Raw genomic sequence first — 21046 nt, forward strand, 5'->3', positions numbered from 1 at the left:
ATCGACTCCGTCTCCTGGGGCGGCCACCACCACCGCTGACCCGCAACCACCGCACGCCGGCGGCTGACCGAGACCCGCACCGGTGGGCGGATGAACGCCGGCGGCGCGCCGGCCCTGACCTCGGCGCGCCGCCGGTCAGCTGGACAGGAAGAGGGACAGCGGTTCCGCTGCCCCTCTTCCTGCTGGCCGGGGTGTTCTATCCGCAGTCGTTGCGGTTGATCTTCAGGGAGCGGCATCGATGGCCCCCGGGGCTTGGACATCGACCACCTGGTGCCGCTCGCGGAAGCTGGGACTCCGGCGCGTACGCGTGGAGCCCGGCGGAGCGGGAGGCCTACGCCAACGACCTGGGGGATGACCGGGCGCTGATCGCGGTGTCCGCCGCCTCGAACCGGTCGAAGGCGGACCAGGACCCGACGACGTGGCTGCCGCCGGCCGTCGGCTACCGCTGTACGTACGTGACTCGACTGGGTGGCCGACAAGATGCGCTGGGGCCTGAACATCGACGCCGGCGAACAGTCTGCACTGGCCGAGACGTTGAACCAATGTCCCGACAGCCCCATCACCGTCACCCTGGCCCGGTAGCCCGGCGCTGGCCCTGCAGCCCAGTGGGCAGTGCACTTGGGGGAGGTTCGGCCGGAGTCGCGTGTGCCCTGTGACCAGCAGCCCGGTCATAGCGTTCCCAACCTTGCCCGGTGCCTGACCCCGCCATGGGCGTGTGGGGCATGTGAGTGGAGGCACCCCTTGCACCCTCCACGCCGGTCGTCGCGCCTTGGGGCAGCTCATGGCCGCGAAGATCGTGGGCGATCAGGTTGTCGAGCCAGTGGAGTCCGCCCGGGCGCTCGACCTCGTGGCGGCACTGGAGGAGATTGTCCGGGCTGCCGAGCGGACGCACGAACGCTCGCGGCAACGGCCATAACCGGCAGTGTGGCCCGACGCCTTGGGAGGCGCCAGGCCGCCTGGCCTACAGGAAGGTCAGCTGCTGCGGTCCGTTCGGATCTTGCGGCGGTCGCCAGGTGGACGGCGGTGCGTCGGGTGCGTTCCGGTTGGTTCGCAGCCACCACGCGAACTGCCAGTTACGGCAGGTCCGGTATCTCCACTGGTCCCGCCTGCGAGCCCAGGCGGGTATTGAGTGCTCGCCCCATCCGGTGATAGGGCGAGCGTTTTCGAGGGTCACCGTGAGGCCCCGCACGAGGGCGGGGCCTTCCCACTGGTGGCCTTCGGTGTACTCGAAGGCCAGGTGTGCGTTCTTCGTCCAGTCCCACGGGTGGGGAAGGGCGCACACGTACCAGGCCAGCGGCGGGTTCTCCGCCGGCAGGGTGATGCTCTGGCGGGGTGCCCGTGGGTTGACGGGGTGGCGGTCGGAGGCACCGAACGATTCCAGGCAGTGGCGGTCGAGGTTCACGTTGCGAACCCCGGCCAGCCACATGATCAGGTATGGCGTGGCGCTGTTCAGACCGACCCTGACAGGCAGCTGTGGCATTACTTGAATCCCCCCTCTTGATGAATGCTAGGGCGTTCCCCTTTCTTTCACCAATTTTACCAAATTTTCCACGAGCTGCTTATGGCGGCCATGCCGGAATTCATTCGGGTAAGGCATATTGAATTCCTCGTCCAAGGCCCTTTCGTAATCGAGGTCGGAAAGCCTGAGAGGGCGTTTGCAGGTGGCCCGGAGCGTGGCGTTGGACCGGCCGACGACCTTCACTTCCCCGAAGTACGCCTCCAGCAGTTCCTGCAGCGACTCGGGGGTGTGGTAGCGGATCCGCATCCACTTGCCCTGCATGAACCGCATGTCGACGTTCTCCTTGTCCAGGAACGACAGGCGGGTGGAGTCGTGCCGGCTGGTCGAGTGCTGCTTCTTCTCGAAGTTCAGCTCGGCGAGCAGGTTGCGGGTGCCGATGCACACCGTGCCGTCGGCCCGGCACAGCGCATTGACGGTGGTGAGCACCCAGTGCTGGTAGTCCAGCGACGTGGTGGCGTTGATGACGGAGTCGAGGACCACCATGTCGTACAGGCCGTGCTCGGCGACCCGCTTTTCGATGGTGCGGATCATGCCGACGACGCTCTTGATGTCGACGGCGTACTTGCCGGGCGTGGTGCGGTACGGCTCGTAGTCGTCGATCAGGTAGCCGTCCTCGGCGCGCAGCTTCTTGGCGTAGTCGCCGTGCCCGGCGCCGAAGTCGACCACGCGCATGTCGGGCTGCTTGCGCAGCCGGGGCAGGGCCAGCTTCTCCCACGTCTCGCTCTTGTAGGCGAGCTTCCCGGCCTTCTTCAGCGAGCTGTACTGGCGCAGCCGCTTGGGCTGCACGATGTGCTGGTTGTAGACGGGCGCCTGGTCCTCCAGGCCGGACCAGTCGTAGACGCCGTACTCGCCGGTGAGGTCCGCGACCAGCTGGGCGGCGTCCAGGGAGGGGCAGGTCCAGGCGAGGATGTCGAAGTGGTTCGCGGCCGCCACCACCGCGTACTCGGCGTTCAGGGCGATGCGGCCCTGGTCGTCGATGACGACGCTGCCCCACGCGCCGTGCCCGCCGGTCATGTAGGAGATGGCCTGCTGGAACGGCTTGTTGCGGGAGTGGGCGACGTTGATGGTCTCCCACGGGATCCACGACCAGGCGCCCACGGGGCCGGGCTCGGCGTAGACGATGCTCGCCTCGGTCTCCACGCGGTTGTGGAGGAGGTTGAACTGGATTTCGTCGGTGAGGCGGACCTTCGTGCCCAGCATGACCGCCGGCGTGTGCGTGATGCCGAGGGCCTTCATCGCCTTGGTTCTCTGGTGGCCTGCGACCAGGGTGCCGTCCGCGTTGAGGATGACCGGCTTGACGATGCCGTGCCGGCCGATGGACACCTTCAGTCGCTCGAAGGCCTCCTCGCTCAGCAGACGCGGGTTGTAGTCGGCGGGCTGCAGGTCAGCCAGCGGATACGCCTCGTAGAACGTGGTCTGGGGTGCGGCGGTCCTCATGCGTCCTCGTCCTCCGCGTCCTCGTCCTCGTCGGCGTCGGGCAGCTCGTCCTTGTCGGGGGCGGGCTCGACGGCGACGTCGGGGGCCTCGGCGGTCTCGGTGTGGGCCTCCTGCAGCAGGTGCCAGCCGAAGCCGAGGTCGCCGCGGTTCTCGGTGGTGTACCGCTCGTAGATCTGGTTGAGGGTTTCCACCTCGGCCGCGGTGATCTGCACGCGCATGTTGGACCACTGCAGGTAGCCCCACTGCAGGTACTCCAGCTTGGCCATCGCGCCGGTGCCCTGCCCGTCGCTCGGCAGGTCGATCGTCTCGGGCAGGGCCCGCACGTCGAGCAGCTTGTCCAGGGCGTCCTGGTCGTAGCCGGTGCCGTCCAGGTCGGGCAGCTCCTCCAGGATGTCGGCCAGCAGCTCGCTGTCGTAGCCGGCCAGGTCGGAGGTGCGGTTGTCGACGACGACGATACGGGCCGCGTCCTCGTCGGTGACGTCGACGAAGGTGGCGGCGATCTGCTCCCAGCCGAGCTGCTTGGCGGCGGCCCACGTGTGGTTACCGGCCAGAATCTCGTTGGGGCGGCCGGTGTGGGTTCCGCGGTTGACGACGATGGCCTTGTACTGGCCGTTGACGCGCAGCGAGTCGGCGATGGCGTCGACGTCGCCGCTGCGCGGGTTGCGGTGATACTCGGCCAGCTCGTCGATCGGGACGGCCAGCGGCAGCAGCGACTCAGGAATGCGGGCGGGCGCAGCACTCACAGCAGGAGCCCTTCGTGTAGGAGCGTGCCCCCGCGCCCTACGCCCGCCCACCCTAAAGGATTAACGGCTCAGCAGGTCCATCTAGCCAAGCAGCCGCCGGTATCTACATCCTCCGTCCGGTGATCACGCAGTCGCGGCAGGAGACCCAGACACTCTTCCGAACCGCTGGCGGACACTACGAACTCCTGGACAGAGCCACTCAGCCTCAGCTGGCTTTCACCGTCCTTGCACGAAGCCTGCGACATCCAAGGCGCTGCGGGCACCCCGCCCGTATACAAGGGATGCGCCAAGGACACCACTCGCGCCGACGAGGGCAGTAGTGGCGGAATCGGGCAGGTTGAGCACTGCGATGGCGACAGCCGCGCCCGCGATGAACAGGGCCGTGATGACCATTCGCACTGGCTCCCAGTCTCGAACAGGCTGCAGGTCCTGGAGATCTTCGGGCGGCAGGAGAGCGCCGCGCTGCCCTCGCGTATAGCCGTCCGCAATCTTCATCAGCAATGTCGAGAGACTGGTCAAGCTGGCGATTGGGGCGACATCGAGCTGTGTCTCAGCCCTCTGGATGGCTGCAACCACCAGGTTCTGGTGCTCGCGTAGTCGCCGAGCCCGGGAGGAGAAGACTGGCACTCCCGCGGCCTGATGTGAACTGGCAACCTGACGCTTGACTGCTTTGAGACATGTGACGAGCCGGCCGGCATTGCGCGGGATATTCCTGCTCCCTTGCCTCCTTATGCGGTCTGCCGCCACTACCGCCGACGCGATGCGCCCGATGAGAGCTGTTTCGCGCGCTACGACCGCCCTCATGCGTCTGTGGGGTACGACCTTCCACAGCAGGCGCGCACTCTCATAGGGGATGCCGATGTAAAGGATGAACGCTGCCTGGACAGTTGCGGTCACGAAAAAGAACGTCAACCCGATAACTGCGGCGTAGAGGAAGGGAGTCCACGGCATGTTGTCGATCCCCGGTACATCTGCATTCTCGTGCTGCTTTGGCGCGTGAAACAGCCTGGTGACAAAGACGGTCAGCCAATAACACAGCTGAGCGTAGAGCGTGAGGAACGCAACGACGGCACTGGCACGCATCAAGCCGATCGGTGTGTTGGCGCCTTTTGACCAGTACCAGCGACGCAGGGCTATCCGTACCTGAACTGGCGGCGGTGGCAGGCCAAGGGCTGTGAGGGCCTTCGTGACTTCGCTCATTTGCTCGGCAATGTACTCCCGGCGCCTCACATTCAGCCGCACAGTCACTCCCCCGCAATGGCTGTCGTGCAGGCAAGCTTACTGCCGTTGCACCGCTGCCGGGGTCCGGCCGGTCATGTGCCCCTCGTGTTGCCGAAGGGAAGGACGGCGGTCGAAAGTCGCTGGCTGTGCGGCGCTCCAGTGGGCTGCCCGTAGCGGGTGACGCACGTTGAGCCCACCGGCGCCTTGCAGGTGGGGCAGTCGACGTCGAGGGCGGGGCGGGAGCCGGCGGCGAGCAGCCGGGTGAGCCGGGTGACCTCGGTGGCTAGCCCGGCCTGGCTGGCGAGCAGGTGCTCCATGCCGGCGCGCAGCCGGGCGGCCTCGTCTGCGGACAGGACGCGGCTTTCGCTCCGGCTAATCAGGTTGCGGAGCTGCTCGACGGTGGGCCGCTCCATCTTGGGTCGGGTCCGCCTCACCGCAAGCCGCCACCGTGGAAGAGATGCAACGCAGCCTCGCTCACGAGTTGTTGCAGCCGCAGATGCCCTGCGGGGTGCACCAGCCGTCGCACGAGTTGCACCAGGTCATGCCCGGAGCCGGCGGGGTGCGCTTGGTGGTCGCGGCCGGGGCGGGGCGGGTGACCGTCACGCCTATCGCCTCCTGCAGGTCGGCGAAGTGCTCGGCGGCGTCGGGGTCGGGCTTGGCGGTGTAGGCCGGGCGCATGGTGACGGGTCTCCGGGGCGGGGTGGGTGGAGGGGGGCCCGGGCGGGTGCGTTCGGCCAGGATCTTGCTCGGCTGTCCGTTGCGTTCCGTGATGAGCCGTTCGTATAGGGCTGGGTCAGCCGTGACCTCGGCCAGCGGTCCGTAGCGTTCCGTCATGAGCCGTTCGTATAGGGCTGGGTCAGCGGCATGGTCGCTGCGATAGGTCGCGGTCATGTGGTTTCTCCGGATGGACGCGGGGACCCGCCCGGCCTGGCGGCGTGGGCGGGTCCAATCGCGAGTGCGTGGAGCGGCGTCCCCGTGTGGCGCCGCATGGGCGGAGCCGGCGCCTGGCGGGTAGGGCGCGGGGGGTTTGCCACCCGCCAGACACCGTTGGGGGATGCCGCATGCCACGGCAGTGCTGAGGGGCCGGTCCCGCGGCTGCAGCCGTTCCCGTTCAGCGAGTAGAACATAACACGGTCGAGCGTTGTGGCACATTTAGCGGGAGGGATCTTCGTCGGGCGGGGCGGTGTCGTCCTGGGTGCCGGACAGGGTGGCGCCGTAGCCGTAGCCGTCGAAGGCGTCGGTGCCGCAGGCGTCGGGCTCGTCGACGAGGAACAGCGCGTCCTGTTTGGGCTTGGTGGGACGGCCGAACTCGTCGGGTGTCATGCGCCGCCAGTCGCGGCCGGGGGTGTTGCTCACGGGGTTCCCTTCGGTGGTCGAAAGCGGCCCCGGCCCTCCCCCAGGCGGGGGCGGGCCGGTCGGGTCAGGCCTTCGCGGAGACGGCGCGCTTGGCCGGGACCTTCGGCCGGGGCGCGATGGGCTTGGGCGCGGCCTTCTTGACGGCGGGGGGCTGCGGCCTGGGTGCGGCCTTCTTGGCCGGGGCGAGGCTCTGGTGTTCGGCGTCGGGGTTCAGGCGGGCGATCTCGCGGGCCTCGGCGTGGGCCTTGGCCTGCCGCAGGTTGAACCGGGCCTTGGCGATGGCGTCGGCGACGCGGTCCATCTGCTCCAGGCGCTTGGTGACCTCGCCCTCCAGGGCGATGGCGAGCTTCATCGCGTCGGCCTTGGCCAGCTCCTCCACCAGTCCCAGCACCTGCTCGATGCGGTCGATGTCCTTGCGGGTCGTGGTGCGCTCGCGCTGCCGCTCCTCGCGCTCCTCAGGGCTCATGTCCTCGACGATCATCGCGACGACCTGGTTCTGCTGCTGCTTGAGCGCGTACGCGAAGTGGACGAGCTCGTTGTCGCCGGCGAAGGCGCCGCCCGCCCACTTCTTGAGGACGGCGGCCTGGTTGCCGGGGGTGAGCGCGGCGATCTGGACGGCGGCCTGGGTGCCGATCGCGCCGGAGTTGACGTGCTGCTGGACCTCTTCGGTCAGGTCGAGCAGCGCCAGGCGCAGCATCACGTACTGCGTGGACTTGCCGAACTCCTTGGCGACGTCCTTGGCTTCGGCGCCCTCGCTGTCGTCGAGGATCCGGCGGAAGGCCTTGGCCTCCTCCATCGGCGTCATGTCGGCCCGGTTGATGTTCTCGGCGACGGACCGCTTGAACCGCTCGATATCGGTGAGGTTGTCGTCGATGACGATGACCTTGATCTCGGTGAGCTCGGCGAGCTGGTGCGCGCGCCAGCGGCGCTCGCCGGCAACGATCTCATAGGTGTCGCCGTCGCGGCGGACCTCGATGGGCTGCATGAGGCCGAACCGCTTGATGGAGTCGGCCAGCTCCTGCAGGGCGGTGGGCTCGAAGTACTCGCGGGGCTGGCGCTCGTTTCTATGGATCTGGTCGATGGGGAGGGTCGTGATCGTCATGGCTCGCTCCAAGAGGCCGTGGTCGGTGCGGGCCGGTCCCTTCCCTGCCCGCTCCTCTTATTCTAGCGCACTGGTGATCTTGGGCCAGATTTTTGGGGGGAATTTTTGCAGGTCAGAGGGCATGCGGAGGGGCGGGCATCGAGAGATGCCCGCCCCATGCGGATGTGGTTTCAGCTTGCCTGCTGCAGCGCCACAGGATCGCCCGTCGGCCCCTCCCGTGGTTCCCCGCCGACCACTACGGCCAACGCGCGTAGAGCTTCGACAGCCTCACCGACACTCAAAGAACGTCGGCCCGACTGCTCAGCCTCGAGGGCGCGTCTCCGTATCCGGGCCGGATCGATCGCCACTGCACTATTCCTCCCCTACGGCGGTCCCCCGCCCTCGATCTCAGCCACATCCACCGACCCCGCAGTCCCCCCTCGTCATGGCCGGCCCCCACCGGCCCGAGGCGAGGAACTACCAGGTCGTATCGAGGGACTGGATCCGGGAGCCGCCGCCGTTGCCGCCGTCGCCCTGTTGGACCAGCCAGGTGGTGTCGTCGGCCTGAACCTGACCCGGCGCGTGATGTGATTCCACGCCGACGATGAGGGCCAGACCAGCGAGCACGACGATCGAAGCAACGCGGAAGGCACGTTTGGTGAGCACTAGTTTTCCCCTGAGGTTTCAACGCTTGGTCGGAGCGGGCAGCACGGGAAGGCGGCAACTGGTCTGCTGAACCGTTGAGTTCGCGCCATGCGCCCGTCAGACCACACCTTGTTACGGGCGCAAGTCATATGCAAGCGTGATCTACACCGTACTTTCACCAGGCTTACAAATCAGGGGATTGAAAGGTGCCACAAGTTCCTGACCTGCCGGATCTGTCCGATGACGTGATCGTCGCGTACCAGCGGGTACTGGACGGCGAGTCAGTGGCGGCTGGGACTCCGGGCCTGGCTGAACTGCTCGCCACCGGGCTCGTCGTGAAGAACTGGCACGCAGGCAACGACACTTACAGCCCCATCGAGCCGAGGTACCCCGCGCTCGGGATGATCGAGCAGGTACACGCCCACATGGACATGCTCACCGCACACCTGGGCGCGTTGCCGGGGTTCCTGGCCACCCTCCGCGACCAGTACCAGTCAGCCCGCCTGCCGAACGAGACCATCCAGCACCTCAAGGGCCGCGGTCTCGTCAACGACCACATCGCCCGCGAACACGCCAGCGCCCGCACCGAGATCATGTCTGCGCAGCCGGGCCCCCGGACCCCGGAGGACCTGGCGTTCTCTTACGACCGGGACCTTGGCGCTCTCAAGCAGGGCATGGCCATGCGAACGCTGTACCACAGCTCAGTGCGCCGCGTAGCCACGGTCGGCAACTGGGCGAAGGCCATGGCCGCTGCCGGCGGGGAGATCCGCACACTCAACGGCCGGTTCCCCCGGAGCATCATCTTCGACCGGCGCGTGGCCTTCGTTCCCGTGCACACCGGCACCAGCGACAACGAGCCTCCCGCCGACGAAGCCGTCATGATCTCCGATCCCCTCGTAGTGGCACGGATCGCTCACACCTTCGACCTGTTCTGGGAACGCGCCGACCCCTGGGATAGCGGGCCACGGGGCGAAGAGAAGGGCCTGTCGACCACACCGTTGCAGCGGGCAATCCTGCGAGAGCTGTGCTTGGGCCGCACGCAGGCGCTGGCCGCGAAGAACCTCGGCATCGGCCCAGCCTGGATCAACGAACAGCTCAGCCAGCTCCGCAAGAAGCTCGGCGTGCAGACCCTGAACGAGCTCATCTACTGGTGGGCGAAGTCACCCGACCACGACGTACAGGACTAAGACGCCCTAGGCACGGTGTCGGCGCGCCAGTGCAGCGTGACCCTGTCGTCCACATCCCGAACCCCGCGCGCCCGCGCGGGGTGGACGAGCACCTTCTCCAACAGCAGGACCGACAGGCTTCGCTTGGAGCTGTGCGGCGCGTGCTCCCACCAGCGGGCCAGGTCCTCGACCCCGCCGATCGGCACATCCACGATCTGCTCCAGGAACCGCAGGCGGGCCCGCTCCTTCTTCAGGCTGTCCCCGATCTTCCGGTCGGCAGCACCGAAGGCGGCCCGCGACAGCTGGCGTCCCTCGTACGGCTCGGCCAACTCGATCCGGGCCTTCTCCAGATTGGTGATCCGAACGCGCACCTCGTCAGCCTCGGCAGCCATGCGCGCACGGGCCTCCTCCAGCGCGGCCTGCGCGCCAGGACGCGCCAACTCGCCAAGGATGTGCTCGGCGACGTAATCCTCCAGCAGCGACGCGGTGATGCGGACCTTGCCACACCCGCCTCGGCCCTCGAAGGTCGTGGGGCAGCGGTAGGAGGGCGTGCCCGCGCTGGTCCGCCCACCAGTCATCTGCTGTCCGCATTGGCCGCACACGCCCAGCCCGCCCGTCAGCAGGTACTCGTAGTCGTCCTCACGGCGCTGACCACTGCGATGGCTGCCAAGACGGCTAGGACGGTTCTCCTGCAACCACACGAACTCTTCTGGTTCGATCAGCCTTTCCCGGCCGGTCTCCCGCAGCTCGCCTGTGTCTGGATCCCGCTCTAGTCCGGCGATCGCAGGATTGTCCAGCAGGCGGCCGAGCGTCATGGTGGTCCACTCACCGCCTAGCGTGCCACGGTGCCCCTCGGCGTTCATCCACGCTGCGACCTCGGCCTGCGACTGCCCGGCACGAAGCCGGCCAACGGCCTCTCGAACGACTTGCCGCTCCTCGGCGCGGGTACGCGTCAGCGCCTGGTTGTCGAAGCCGTACAAGCGCGGCATGCACGCTCCCCATCACTCAGCGGCCCGCGGTCAATCGTGCCGCAGCGGGCCGATCCCCAACGCCTCCCACAAGGCGGCCGTCGGTATGCGAACCGTGCTGCCCATTGCCAGCGTCCGCACAGGGAACTGCCCCGCCTTGATCAAGTCGTACGCCTTGTTGTGACCGATACCCAACGCCCGGGCCGCAGTCACGACGTTGACCGTTACGGGCAGAGCAAGGACCTCTTCCAGGCTCATCCCGCCGTGGTCGGCAGCCGGAGTACTCGTCGTCGCCATATTTGTTGTCGCGTTTCTCCCCCGCGCCAACCTGGGCACACCATACACGGGTAAAGCAAGGCTGTCCCGAACAACATCGGTAAGAACCAGCGCCAACGGTGACCAGTGCGGTTGGGAGGGGCAAGTGCCGGAAAGCGACTTCTGCACAGCGCGTCCTGCAAGTCCCATCGCTGCCGATCCTGTAGGCCCTGGCCCAGGAGCTGAGGGTTCCTGACACAGCTCTGTTGTCCGGGCAGCCGCCGGCCAAGGCTGTTCGTACCCATGTTCGAGTGGCGGGCGCTGTCTCGATTGGCAGCCGCTTCAGGCAAACCCGGCGACAAGTCCTGAAGCTTGTCGCCGACACGGACCGGCCGCTCCGTCGACCGCTCCCAGGCTGCGGCGGCCACGACCGAAAGCCCACCAGTCGCATTGCGGCTCGGGGGTGCTGCCGTGTGTGGCCATCTGCACTCAAACCCGCTGGCACAGGCGCCGGCCGCCTACGCCCGCTTGGCCCGGGCCAAACTAAGTGCCGCCGAGAGGCGGCTGATGTCATCGAGCGTCATCGAAAGGCGTGTGTTTGTCCCGATTCCCTGCGTCTTCGCAGGTCACATTAGGGTCAAAAATCGGGTTCGATTCCCGTCCGCCTCCGTCGCTCTCCCCCGTCCGGCAGCGTCTGCGCTGGTCGTCGACGCGTTCCGTGAGCCCTCGGGAGTCGAGGAACTCCAGCAGCGGCACGGCGACCCTGCGGGTGGTCTCGAGCGCCGTGCGGGCCTCGCTGAGCGTGAAGGGCTGCGGCAGCCGGCTCAGCACCTCGGCGGCCCAGGTGTCCGCCCCCGGCAGCAGGACGACGGTGTCGGTGATCCGCAGCAGCGCGCCCGCCCGTACGGCGGCGGCAACCGCCTTGCGGGTCAGGCCGAGTTCGGTGAGCCGGTCGGCCTCCGGCGCGCGGAAGGGCGCCTTCTCCAGCTCCTGCCGTACGGCGTCGACGGCGGCCCGCACGGGCTCGGGCAGATCGGGGCGGGCGCCGTCGGGGCCGTACAACCGGCCCTGACGGCACAGCAGTTCGGTGCTGCCCGGGGTGCGGGCGAGGGCGTCGACCAGGGCCCGGTCGGGCAGGTTCAGCAGCCGCCGGGCGGCCTCGGCGGGCAGACCCGGCTCCATGGGGTGCTGCCGCGCGTGGCGCTCGGCCTCGGCGGCGAGGCGCTCGCGCAGCCGGGCCCAGTGCGCCGGGTCGGCCAGCCAGTCCCCGGTGACGGGCTCGCCGGGCGCGGGTACGCCCATCGCCAGCAGGTCCGAGCGGCGTACCAGCCCCCGGCGCCGCAGCTCCGCCGTGCCGTCGGGACGGCCGGTCATCGCGGCCAGCTCCGCCGCCCTGGCGCGGCCCGCGCCCCGCCGGGTCAGACGTGGCGGGCGCACGTCGAGCACGACCACGGCGGAAGGCGGGCGTCCGCCGCCCGGTTCGCGCAGCACCGCCCGGTCCCCGACGCGCAGCGGCAGCCGCCGTACCAGGGTCAGTCTGGCGGTGTCGTCTCCCAGCGGTCGGACGGTCACGGGGACCGCCGCGGTGCCGATGTGCAGGGTGACCGTGCGGGGCAGTTCGCCCGCGGGCTCGCCGGTGACGCGGACGTCGATCAGGTCGGTGCGCAGCCAGCGGTCCGGGGTCAGCAGCACCTGACCGCGTCGTAGCTCGCCGTCCCGGTCGCCGTGCACGTTGACCGCCACGCGCGCCACCCCGCTGACGGCGGTCCGCTCCTGCTTCAGGCACTGCAGTCCGCGCACCCGCAGCACCTCCGAGCCGTCCCCGGTCACCAGCCGGTCGCCGACACGCAGGGTGCCGGCGCCCAGCGTGCCCGTCACGACGGTGCCGTGGCCGCGCACCGTGAACGCCCGGTCCAGCCACAGCCGTACGTCGGCGTCGGCGGGCGGCACCGGCAGCGTGCGGGCGAGCCGGGTCAGCTCGGTGCGCAGGCCGTCCAGTCCGGCGCCGGTCACCGCGCTCACCGCGGCGGACGGAACGTGCCCCAGCGAGGTCCCGGCCAGCCGCCGCAGCGCCTCGGCGCGCACCGGTTCGGGGTCGGCGAGATCGCTGCGGGTCACGGCGAGGACGGCGTGCCGTACGCCGAGGGCGTCGAGGATCGCCAGGTGCTCCTGCGACTGGGGCTGCCACCCCTGGTCGGCGGCGACCACGAACAGCACGGCGGGCACGGGTCCGACCCCGGCCAGCATGGTGGCCACGAACCGCTCGTGCCCGGGGACGTCCACGAAGGCCAGGTGCTCGCCGTCTGCGTCCGGGCCCGTCCAGACGAAGCCGAGGTCGAGGGTGAGTCCGCGACGTCGCTCCTCCGCGTGGCGGTCGGGTTCCATCCCGGTCAGCGCCCGCACCAGGGCGGACTTGCCGTGGTCGACATGGCCCGCGGTGGCCAGGACCCGCATGGCGCCCACCTAGCCCTCCACCGCTGCGGCGGTCACCGCTGTGGCGGCCGCCTCTTCGGTGGCCGCCACGGCAGTGGCCGACCGGACGGCCTGGGCCAGCCGGGCGTCGTCCTCCGGCGCCACCGCCCGCAGGTCCAGCAGGCACCTCCCGGCCTCCAGGCGGCCGACCACGGGGACGGGGCCGGTGCGCAGCACGGAGGCATACGGCTCCGGCAGGGACAGCGCGGCGCTGGGCAGGGTCACACCGGGTGCGCCCCCGCCACCGATCGTGGCGGTGCTGGTGACGGCCCGTACGTCCACACCGGCGGCGCTCAGCGGGGCGGCGAGGTGTTCGGCCCGGCGCATGAGGTCGCGCGGGTCGGCGGTCAGGGCCTCGGCGGTGGGGGTGGCGGGGCCCGTGAGGGTCGCCTCCAGCGCGGCCAGGGTGAGCTTGTCCACGCGCAGGGCGCGGGCCAGGGGGTGCCGGGCCAGAGCGCGGACCAGGTCCTCGTCGCCGAGGAGCAGCCCGCACTGGGGTCCCCCGAGCAGTTTGTCCCCGCTGGCGGTCACCAGCGACGCGCCCGCCCTCAGCTGGGTCTCGGCGTCGGGCTCGGCGGGCAGCAGCGGATGGGGGGCGAGCAGCCCGGAGCCGATGTCGACGACGACCGGCACGCCCAGTGCCGCCAGTTCGCGGGTGCCGGCGGCGCGGGTGAAGCCGGTGATGCGGAAGTTGGAGGGGTGGACCTTCAGGACGAAGGCGGTGTCGGGGCCGATCGCGTCGGCGTAGTCCTCGACGCTCGTACGGTTGGTGGTCCCGACCTCGCGCAGCCGGGCTCCGGTGGACACCAGCAGGTCCGGCAGCCGGAAGCCGTCCCCGATCTCCACCATCTCCCCCCGGCTGATGACGATCTCCCGGCCGGTGGCGAGCGCGGTGGCGGCGAGGACGAGGGCGGCGGCGCCGTTGTTGACGACGTGTGCCGCGGCGGCGGACGGCACCCGGGCGCGCAGCGCGTCCAGGGCGGAGCGGCCCCGGCGGGCCCGGACACCGGTCGGCAGGTCCATCTCGACGTCGGTGGGTCCGGCGGCGTCCAGCACCGCCCGCCGGGCCGCCGCCGACAGCGGCGCCCGGCCGAGGTTGGTGTGCAGCAGCACTCCGGTGGCGTTGATCACCGGGCGCAGGCCGCAGGCCGTGGACGGCAGCAGCGCCACCGCCGTGTCCGCGACCTCCTCGGGCGGGAGCGTGCCGTGGCGCGCCTGCTGCTGAGCCCGCCGGACGGCGGCCTTCACCGGTTCCGGCCCGAGCCGCGCCACCGCCGCCTCCAGACGCGGGTCGCGCAGGACGGCGTCGGTGCGCGGGATCCGGCGTCGCGGGTCGGGGCCGGTGCCCTCGGCCCCGCTCTCCTCGGTCTCGCCTCGGTCGGTCTCGCTCCCCTCCGACTCGTTCTGCTCGGTCCTACTCTGCTCGGTCTCGCTCTGCTCGGTCTCGCTCTGCTCCGTCTCGGTCTGCTCCGCGACCCGCTGGTCCACGCAGCCCCTCCGTTCCTGGCCCGGCCTGATGGCGGTGCGGGTACCACGCCCATCGTCTCCCGGTCCCGGCCACCGCCCGCATGACACGCCGGGCGAGGGTCAGGTGCTCAGGAGGCGGTTGAAGAAGGCCCGGTAGCGCTGCAGCGCCCTGCGCAGGTCCTCCGTGTCCACCTTCTCCCCCTGGCTCCACTGGCCCTCCAGATCCTGCTTGTGCCGGGCGAAGGTGGCGGCCAGGGTCTGCATGACGTCCGCGACGAGGGTGTCGGCGGTGTGCACCGCCTCGCGCGGGTCGTCCACGAACCTGCTCTGCACCGCGCGCCACCGCTCCCGGAAGGCCTGTTCCTCGTCCGGGGTCAGCAGCCGAGGGGTGGCCTCCTCGGGGGCGGGCGGCTCGGGCCGGTCCGGGGCCGTGCCCGTGGTGGTGCCCGTGGGCGTGCCGGTGTCCCGGCCGGTGTCCGGGGTGGCCGCGGGCCGCTCGGCTCGTTCGGCTCCCTCGGGCCGTTCCGCTCGCTCGGGTCGCTCCACGGTGGGGCGCTCTGCTCGCTCGGGCCGCTCCACGGTGGGGCGCCGTGTCGTCGCCTCGCCCGTGCTCTCACCGGGATAGACCGGGGTTCCGGTCGAGGAGGAGGTCTCCTGGGCGAGATCCTCGGTGGACAGGCCGCGGCCGAAGCGGCTCGGTTTCTCGTTGCTGTGCATGGCGTTCCGTTCCTCCCTGCCGGGACGGCGGGGCAGGCGGGTTCTCAGGAGGGGGCGGGCTGGGCACGGCCCCCGTCGGAGATCAGTTCGTCGAAGAGCGTCCGGTAGTGGACCATGGCGCCCCGGAGCTGCTCGGTCGTGGCCTTGCTGCTGGTGCTCAGCGCTTCGACCTCGTGGGCGGCGCGGTAGTGCTCGAGCGTGCGGCCGTGCTCCACCGAGAGGTCCGCGGCCTGCTGCTCGAAGCCCTCCGTCGGGTAGCCGCGCTCGTGCATCAGCGCGGTCACCAGCCGGTCGGCGTCGTGCACCGCGTCCTCGGGCCGGTCCACGAATTCTTGCTGGACGTTGCTCCACTCGCGTGTGTAGCGGTCCCGTGAGACGGCCGGCAGCGGCTTGATGTCGAGCGCGTCGTGCCGCTTTTCGCGGGCCCTGAGCTCACGCTCACCGGCCCGCCTGCTCTCGGCGTCCTCGACCGTCCGTTCGTACTCGGGGCCGAAGCGCTCACGGAGGTGACGGCGCCTGGTCAGCAGTGTTGCCGCCACGGCGATCAGGGCGAGCACGACGACGATCGGGATGATGATCGCGAGAAGGGTTCCCGTGGACATGTGACACCCCCTTGGGCATTGGTCCGTCTGCCCCTCCGCGGCCGCATCATGCGCGTGGGCGCTGCTTTGCCCAGGCACATGCCGTGGCTGCCGCCCCGGAACACACCGTCACCGGAGGGTCCCGTTCCGTCGCGTATTCCGGCCGGAACAAAGGGCGTTGCCGTGTTGCCCGGGGCGCCCTCTCGAGATGCCGACCGGCCGAGGGGCGACTAGCGTCTACCGATGAGAGCCGCAAACGGGGGCACGCCCCGTCCGGCGTGGTCTCCACAGCGGGGGCCGTTGCCGCAACGCTCGCCCGTGCGATCCCGCGCGGACGGGACGTGGCGGCGTCGGGCACCGAGACGTGCTTCTCACATACGGCGGCGACACCTCAGACCGCGCCGCACCTTCTCATCCATCCGGCGGGCGCGGCCATCCTCCTCGCGCGGTTCCCTTGCGCGAGACGATGGAAGGAAAGGTACTACCCATGCGAGCACAGCGCGTTAAGCGTCTCATCGCCGTGTCCGCGGCCGGCATCGTCATGGCAGGCGGCGCCGCGATCGGCGCAGCGGGGACCGCTTCGGCTCACGACTCGGGCTACGACCACTCCGGTTACAGCTGGGGATCCGGCGACGACTGGTGGGGCGGCGGCGACCACGGTGACCACGGTGACCACGGCGACTACGGCGGCCACCACGGCTACAACGGCGGCGGTGGAGACCACGGCGGCGACCATGGTGACCACGGCGGCTATGGCGACTACGGCGGCCACCACGGCTACAACGGCGGCGGTGGAGACCACGGCGGTGGCGGAGACCACGGCGGTGGCGACCACGGCGGTGGCGACCACGGTGGCGGAGACCACGGTGGCGGAGACCACGGCGGGTACTGAGCCCTCTGGTCCGAGCGTCGAGTCACCGCCCCTCTGACGCCGAGTCTCCAACCCACTCGGTGAACGACAGCCGCGGTGTGCGGTCCGGTGAGGACCGCGCACCGCGGTGTGTTTCCGTCCGCCTCCGGCGGCTCAGCCGCTGGCGTGCTCCACGCGCATCCGCACCTGGTCCTCCAGCCGCCGCAGGCTGTCGTCGAGGGCTTCCAGGGCGGCGCGCTCGCCCGGGTCGTGACTGTCCTCGAAGAACGACAGGTGGACGGTCACCTCGCTGGCGCCGCCGCCGATGCCGGAGACCTGGAGCCAGCCGGCGTAGCTGCCCTGCTCGCGGGTCCCCCATTCGATCCGCATCTGCTCGCGCTCCGCGCGCATCAGGGCCGAGGTGTCCTGGTCGGTGTGGTCCTCGTGCACGGTGACGGCGGGCGGCTCCTCGACGCGCACGTGGAGGGCGTCCGGCAGCCAGGCGTCGAGCTGGCCGACGTTGGCCGCCTGGTCGAAGACCTGCTCGGGCTGGGCGGGCATCGTGCGTGAACGTTCGTACTCGGACATCACGGCACCGTTCCTCTGCTGCTCGGGGGTCGTACCCAGGAACGCGTGCCCGTTCTGCCGCGGCCGAAAAGGCCACCGCCGAACGGCTCGGGCGTCCGCGTCGCTACGGCGGTGCGGGCCGCAGCGCGGACAGGACCGCCCAGACGACCGAGACGAACGGGACGGCGACGACGGCGCCGATCACACCGGCGACGATGCTGCCGGCGATGACGGACACGGCGACGACGAGCGGGTGCAGGCGGACCGACCAGCCCATCACCAGGGGATGCAGGACATGCCCTTCGAGCTGGCCGATGACGACGATGAGCAGCAGCACGGCCAGCGCCGTGATCGGGCCGCGCCCGGCCAGGGCGACCACCGTGGCCACGCCGAGCGCGACCGGCGAGCCCACCAGCGGCACGAACGTCGCGAAGAACTCCAGCAGCATCAGCGGCAGGGCGAGCGGCACGCGCAGCAGGATCAGGGCGACGCCGACCAGTACGGCGTTGGTGGCGGCCACGATGATGATGCCGCGCGTGTACCCGGCGAAGGCACGCCAGGCGGCGTGCCCGGCCCGGTCCCACACCGGCCGGGCGCCTGCGGGCAGCAGCACGTCCCGCACCCAGCGCCACTGGCGTTCTCCTGAGTGGATGAAGAACACGGAGGTGAACAGCGCGAGCGCACCGGCGGTGACCAGCTCGACGATCCGGCCCAGGCCGCTGAGCGCGCTGTTGAGCAGGCTCGCCCGGTGCGCGGACAGATAGGCCAGGAGCTGGTCCTGAAGGGCGGTGAGCCTTCCGGGACTGATCCGGAACGGCGGACCCTGGAGCCACCGCTCGATCCGGTGGATGCCGCCGCGCAGCTCCTCCGCCAGCTGCGCCCACTCCCCCGCGACCGCCTCGCCCACGAAGGCGAGCAGGGCGGACACGAGCAGCACGCTGCCCACCAGGACCACGGCGACGCACAGCGGCCGTGGCAGCAGACGGTTCAGCAGGTCGGCGAGGGGGCGCAGGACCGAGGTGACGACGAGCGCGATGAACAGGGCCACCGCGACGAGCTGGAAGCGGCCGAGGATCGTGAAGACGCCGTAGACGACGATGCCGACGAGGATGAGCCGCCAGGCGTAGGCGGCGGCGACGCGCAGCCAGGGCACGGTGCGCTCGGCCCGGGGGTGCTCGGTGGCCAGGGCCGCCGGGCCGGAGCGCGAGGGCGGCGGCAGCCGCACGGAGTGCGCCGGCCGGCTGCCCAGCACCACTTTGCCCGGCCGGCGCCCGCCGCGCCGCCCGGACGCCGGACCGCCCGCTTCCGTCACCGCGCCTCCCGTTGCCGCCCGACGGTCACGTCCACAGCACGGTACGGGCCGCCCGGGCGGGTGTCCGGGCGCAACGCGCCAGGGCGCCGGTCATCGGGGGACAGGGCTGCCCGTCCGGCGCAGGTGGGCGCCGGTCACGGCGCGGGCTTCTCCAGCAGGCCCGGCCCGTTGTTGCGGACGTCGTTGACGGCCGGGGAGACGGGCCGGGCGGCCAGATGGCCGCCCCCCGGAGGGCCGAGCAGCTCCCGCAGCCCACCGGGGTCCTGGTGGCCGGGGTCGAGCCAGGCGTCGTAGTGGTCCGGGCTGAGGGCGAGGGGCATGCGGGGGTGGACGCGGCCGGCCGCGTCGGTGGCCTCGGTGGTCAGGACGGTGCAGGTCGTCACCCAGGCGGCGGGGTCGTCCTCCCCCGCCACCTCCGGGTCGCGCCAGTACTCGTACAGGCCGGCGAGCGCCATCACCTCACCGTTCTCGGGGTGGATGAAGTACGGCTGCTTGCGCGTCCTGCCGGTGTCCTTCGCCCTGACCTGCTGCCACTCGTAGAAGCCGTCGGCGGGCAGCAGGCAGCGGCGTTTGGCGAAGGCACGGCGGAAGGCGGGCTTCTCGTGCACGGTCTCGACCCGTGCGTTGATCAGCCGTGCGCCGATCCGCAGGTCCTTCGCCCAGGACGGAACCAGCCCCCAGCGCAGCGCCCTCAGCTCCCGGCGCACCGAGCCCTCCTCCCGGTCCTCCCGCGGGGTGCGCTCCAGCACGGCCCACACCGGGTCGGTGGGTGCGACGTTCCAGCTCGGCTCCAGTGCGTCCTGAGGGCGCCACTCGGTGACCCGGAAGTGCCGGACCAGGTCTCCGGGGCTGCGCGTGGAGACGTAGCGACCGCACATATCGAACCACCTCTCCGACCTGCGGAAACGCCAGATCACGCCATGTCGGTCAGCACCAAATCAGCACGGTGCCGGGTCAGCGCCCGACCCGTCACCTTCACAGCCCGGCCCGTCGAGTCGGGGGTGAGGTGCCCATACGCTTCCGCCGTCTCCTTGATGCTCTTGTGCCCGAGCCACCTGGACACATCCAAGAGTGGCAGACCATGACTGAGTGCGGTGGTAGCGAACCAGTGCCGCAGGCCGTGCGGGCGACCAGTCATGGTCGACCTTCTTGATCGCTTCACGGAACCGGCCGACTACAGTGGACCGCCCAGTCCATTCTGTGGAGGTCGGCATGACCGGGAAGCTGACGGCGAAGGGCAGGGCCACGCGCGGCCGGATCGTCGAGGGAGCCGCCGAGGTCCTGCGGGAGCGCGGTGTCACCGGGACGACGCTGGACGACATCATGGCGCGCACCCGCACCAGCAAGAGCCAGCTGTTCCACTACTTCCCGGCCGGCAAGGACGAACTGCTGCTGGCGGTCGCCCGGTTCGAGGCCGATCAGGTGATCGAGGACCAGCAGCCCCATCTCGGCCGCCTGGACTCCTGGGAAGCCTGGGAGCGGTGGCGGGACGTGGTCGTCGAGCGTTACGAGGCGCAGGGCGACCATTGCCCGCTCGGGTCGCTGTTCTTTCAGATCGGGCGTTCCACCCCCGGCGCGCGGGCGATCGTGATCGAGCTGATGCGGCGCTGGCAGGAGAGCCTGGCGGCGGGCATCCGGGCGCTGCAGGCCGCCGGCAGGCTGCCCTCGGACATCGACGTCGACGCGAGGGCCGCGGCCCTGCTGGCCGCGATCCAGGGCGGTGTGTCGATCCTGCTGTCCACGGGCCGGTCGGCCCACCTGCGCGCCGCGCTCGACCAGGGGATCGCCGACCTGCGCCGGACCGGACGCGCCGGGGACTGACCCCCTGCCCCGGCCTCGGCGGGGCAGGCGCCGACGGTCGGCACCGGGCGTCAGGCGGCGATCACGGCGGCGGTGGTTCGGCCGCCGTCGACGTCGAGCACGATGCCGTGGACGAAGGAGGACTCGTCGGCGGCCAGGTACACAGCCGCCTTCGCGATCGCGTCGGGCGTGCCCATACGGCCCGCGGGAGTGCCTTTCATCATGGTCTCGGCGGGGTGGACCTCGCCGGGGACGGACGGCAGCACGACGCCCGGGGAGATAGCGTTCACCCGCACGCCCCGCGGCCCGAACTCGGCCGCCCAGGCCCGGGTGAGGGTCTCGACGGCGCCCTTGGTGGAGCTGTAGAGGGCACCCACCGGAATGCCCAGCCGCGCGATCCACGACCCCAGGTTCACGATCGCCCCGCCGCCGGCCTCCGCCATGGCCGGCGCGACGGCTGCGGTGAGGAAGAAGGGCGCCTTCACATTGACCGCGTAGACCTCGTCGAAGGTCTTCTCGTCGGTCTCCGCCGTGCTGTCGGCGGGGTAGATGCCGGCGTTGTTGACGAGGACGTCGATCCGGCCGCCGAGGACCCGGCCCGCCTCCTCGGCGAGTGCCCGCGAGGCGGCGGCGCTGCCGTCCAGGTCGGCGCGGACGAAGTCGGCGCGACCGCCGCGTGCGCGGATCCCGTCGACCACCTCCGCGCCGCGCTCGGGGTTGCGGCCCGAGACGACGACATGCGCCCCCTCGGCCGCGATCTCCTCCGCGATCGCCCGCCCGATGTTGCTGGTCGCCCCGGTCACCAGGGCGGTCTTGCCTGCCAGCCGATTCGGCATGGTCACTCCCTCAGCAGGTCGTTCCGTGTGGACCCGAGCGGCCGGACCGCGGG

At 70.6% G+C, this 21046-nt stretch carries 23 protein-coding genes and 1 pseudogene; 4 read left to right on the forward strand and 20 right to left on the reverse strand.

The genetic code is table 11. The features are described from left to right. Nucleotides 1–234: 234 nt before the first annotated feature. Nucleotides 235–582: pseudogene (locus tag IE318_RS22410) on the forward strand (HNH endonuclease family protein); the annotation flags it as partial. A gap of 379 nt (nt 583–961) precedes the next feature. Here the strand turns inward: IE318_RS22410 and IE318_RS22415 are convergent. From IE318_RS22415 to IE318_RS22455, 9 genes are all read right to left on the reverse strand, one after another. Beyond that, on the reverse strand, nt 962–1480 hold the full coding sequence (locus IE318_RS22415) for a hypothetical protein (RefSeq protein WP_189903055.1): 519 nt from the start codon (nt 1478–1480) through the stop codon (nt 962–964). A gap of 27 nt (nt 1481–1507) precedes the next feature. Continuing rightward, nucleotides 1508–2956: a ParB N-terminal domain-containing protein gene (locus IE318_RS22420; RefSeq protein WP_189903057.1), complete on the reverse strand. Its 1449-nt coding sequence runs from the start codon at nt 2954–2956 to the stop codon at nt 1508–1510. Further along, nucleotides 2953–3699 (reverse strand): ParB/RepB/Spo0J family partition protein, encoded by a 747-nt coding sequence (locus IE318_RS45115; RefSeq protein ID WP_229903684.1) that lies wholly within the window; start codon nt 3697–3699, stop codon nt 2953–2955. Before IE318_RS45115 ends, IE318_RS22420 begins: the two co-directional genes overlap by 4 nt. 216 nt (nt 3700–3915) lie before the next feature. Further along, nucleotides 3916–4899 (reverse strand): hypothetical protein, encoded by a 984-nt coding sequence (locus tag IE318_RS22430; RefSeq protein ID WP_189903059.1) that lies wholly within the window; start codon nt 4897–4899, stop codon nt 3916–3918. 113 nt (nt 4900–5012) lie between these two features. Beyond that, nucleotides 5013–5333: a zinc finger domain-containing protein gene (locus IE318_RS22435; protein ID WP_189903061.1), complete on the reverse strand. Its 321-nt coding sequence runs from the start codon at nt 5331–5333 to the stop codon at nt 5013–5015. Nucleotides 5334–5394: 61 nt separating this feature from the next. After that, nucleotides 5395–5754 (reverse strand): hypothetical protein, encoded by a 360-nt coding sequence (locus IE318_RS22440; RefSeq protein ID WP_189903063.1) that lies wholly within the window; start codon nt 5752–5754, stop codon nt 5395–5397. A 318-nt stretch (nt 5755–6072) separates the two neighbouring features. Then, nucleotides 6073–6276, reverse strand: a complete 204-nt coding sequence (locus IE318_RS22445) for a hypothetical protein (protein ID WP_189903065.1) — start codon at nt 6274–6276, stop codon at nt 6073–6075. A gap of 64 nt (nt 6277–6340) precedes the next feature. Further along, the gene (locus IE318_RS22450; RefSeq protein WP_189903067.1) at nt 6341–7378 is read right to left on the reverse strand and encodes a ParB/RepB/Spo0J family partition protein; all 1038 of its coding nucleotides are present in this window, start codon (nt 7376–7378) and stop codon (nt 6341–6343) included. A 456-nt stretch (nt 7379–7834) separates the two neighbouring features. Then, nucleotides 7835–8023, reverse strand: a complete 189-nt coding sequence (locus tag IE318_RS22455) for a hypothetical protein (protein ID WP_189903069.1) — start codon at nt 8021–8023, stop codon at nt 7835–7837. A 224-nt stretch (nt 8024–8247) separates the two neighbouring features. On the opposite strand from IE318_RS22455, the gene IE318_RS22460 reads away from it, so the two are divergent. After that, a complete protein-coding gene (locus IE318_RS22460; protein WP_189903071.1) occupies nt 8248–9189 on the forward strand; it encodes a helix-turn-helix domain-containing protein in 942 nt (313 codons plus the stop codon). On the opposite strand, the gene IE318_RS22465 is transcribed toward IE318_RS22460, so the two are convergent. The 6 genes from IE318_RS22465 to IE318_RS22490 all read right to left on the reverse strand — a co-directional run bounded on the left by IE318_RS22465 (nt 9186) and on the right by IE318_RS22490 (nt 15649). Further along, on the reverse strand, nt 9186–10157 hold the full coding sequence (locus IE318_RS22465; RefSeq protein WP_189903073.1) for a recombinase zinc beta ribbon domain-containing protein: 972 nt from the start codon (nt 10155–10157) through the stop codon (nt 9186–9188). The genes IE318_RS22460 and IE318_RS22465 overlap by 4 nt on opposite strands. 30 nt (nt 10158–10187) lie before the next feature. Further along, nucleotides 10188–10394, reverse strand: a complete 207-nt coding sequence (locus IE318_RS22470; RefSeq protein WP_189903075.1) for a helix-turn-helix domain-containing protein — start codon at nt 10392–10394, stop codon at nt 10188–10190. 567 nt (nt 10395–10961) lie between these two features. Then, complete coding sequence (locus IE318_RS22475; RefSeq protein WP_189903232.1) at nt 10962–12845, reverse strand: selenocysteine-specific translation elongation factor; 1884 nt, start codon at nt 12843–12845, stop codon at nt 10962–10964. 9 nt (nt 12846–12854) lie between these two features. Next, nucleotides 12855–14183, reverse strand: coding sequence for an L-seryl-tRNA(Sec) selenium transferase (selA, locus tag IE318_RS22480; protein ID WP_229903694.1), 1329 nt, complete (start codon nt 14181–14183; stop codon nt 12855–12857). Between the two features lie 267 nt (nt 14184–14450). Next, on the reverse strand, nt 14451–15047 hold the full coding sequence (locus IE318_RS22485; protein WP_189903079.1) for a hypothetical protein: 597 nt from the start codon (nt 15045–15047) through the stop codon (nt 14451–14453). A 44-nt stretch (nt 15048–15091) separates the two neighbouring features. Continuing rightward, nucleotides 15092–15649 carry a hypothetical protein gene (locus IE318_RS22490; RefSeq protein WP_189903081.1) on the reverse strand — a complete coding sequence of 186 codons (558 nt, stop codon included), beginning with the start codon at nt 15647–15649 and terminating at the stop codon, nt 15092–15094. A gap of 466 nt (nt 15650–16115) precedes the next feature. Between IE318_RS22490 and IE318_RS22495 the strand changes: the two genes are divergently transcribed. Further along, nucleotides 16116–16520 (forward strand): hypothetical protein, encoded by a 405-nt coding sequence (locus tag IE318_RS22495; RefSeq protein WP_189903083.1) that lies wholly within the window; start codon nt 16116–16118, stop codon nt 16518–16520. A gap of 132 nt (nt 16521–16652) precedes the next feature. Here IE318_RS22495 and IE318_RS22500 read toward each other — a convergent pair whose 3' ends face one another. The 4 genes from IE318_RS22500 to IE318_RS22515 all read right to left on the reverse strand — a co-directional run bounded on the left by IE318_RS22500 (nt 16653) and on the right by IE318_RS22515 (nt 19495). Beyond that, nucleotides 16653–17066 carry an SRPBCC family protein gene (locus tag IE318_RS22500; RefSeq protein ID WP_189903085.1) on the reverse strand — a complete coding sequence of 138 codons (414 nt, stop codon included), beginning with the start codon at nt 17064–17066 and terminating at the stop codon, nt 16653–16655. Between the two features lie 103 nt (nt 17067–17169). Further along, nucleotides 17170–18357: an AI-2E family transporter gene (locus IE318_RS22505; protein ID WP_189903088.1), complete on the reverse strand. Its 1188-nt coding sequence runs from the start codon at nt 18355–18357 to the stop codon at nt 17170–17172. 134 nt (nt 18358–18491) lie between these two features. Next, nucleotides 18492–19235, reverse strand: coding sequence for an SOS response-associated peptidase (locus IE318_RS22510; protein WP_189903090.1), 744 nt, complete (start codon nt 19233–19235; stop codon nt 18492–18494). 35 nt (nt 19236–19270) lie between these two features. Further along, nucleotides 19271–19495 (reverse strand): tyrosine-type recombinase/integrase, encoded by a 225-nt coding sequence (locus IE318_RS22515; RefSeq protein ID WP_189903093.1) that lies wholly within the window; start codon nt 19493–19495, stop codon nt 19271–19273. A gap of 74 nt (nt 19496–19569) precedes the next feature. Here IE318_RS22515 and IE318_RS22520 point away from each other — a divergent pair, with 74 nt between their 5' ends. After that, nucleotides 19570–20178 carry a TetR/AcrR family transcriptional regulator gene (locus IE318_RS22520; protein WP_189903095.1) on the forward strand — a complete coding sequence of 203 codons (609 nt, stop codon included), beginning with the start codon at nt 19570–19572 and terminating at the stop codon, nt 20176–20178. 50 nt (nt 20179–20228) lie between these two features. Here IE318_RS22520 and IE318_RS22525 read toward each other — a convergent pair whose 3' ends face one another. Continuing rightward, entirely contained in the window at nt 20229–20993 is a 765-nt protein-coding gene (locus IE318_RS22525; protein WP_030173441.1) for an SDR family NAD(P)-dependent oxidoreductase, read from the reverse strand. Nucleotides 20994–21046 lie beyond the last annotated feature (53 nt).

This window comes from Streptomyces spiralis, assembly GCF_014654675.1.
In the GTDB taxonomy this organism is placed as follows: domain Bacteria; phylum Actinomycetota; class Actinomycetes; order Streptomycetales; family Streptomycetaceae; genus Streptomyces; species Streptomyces spiralis.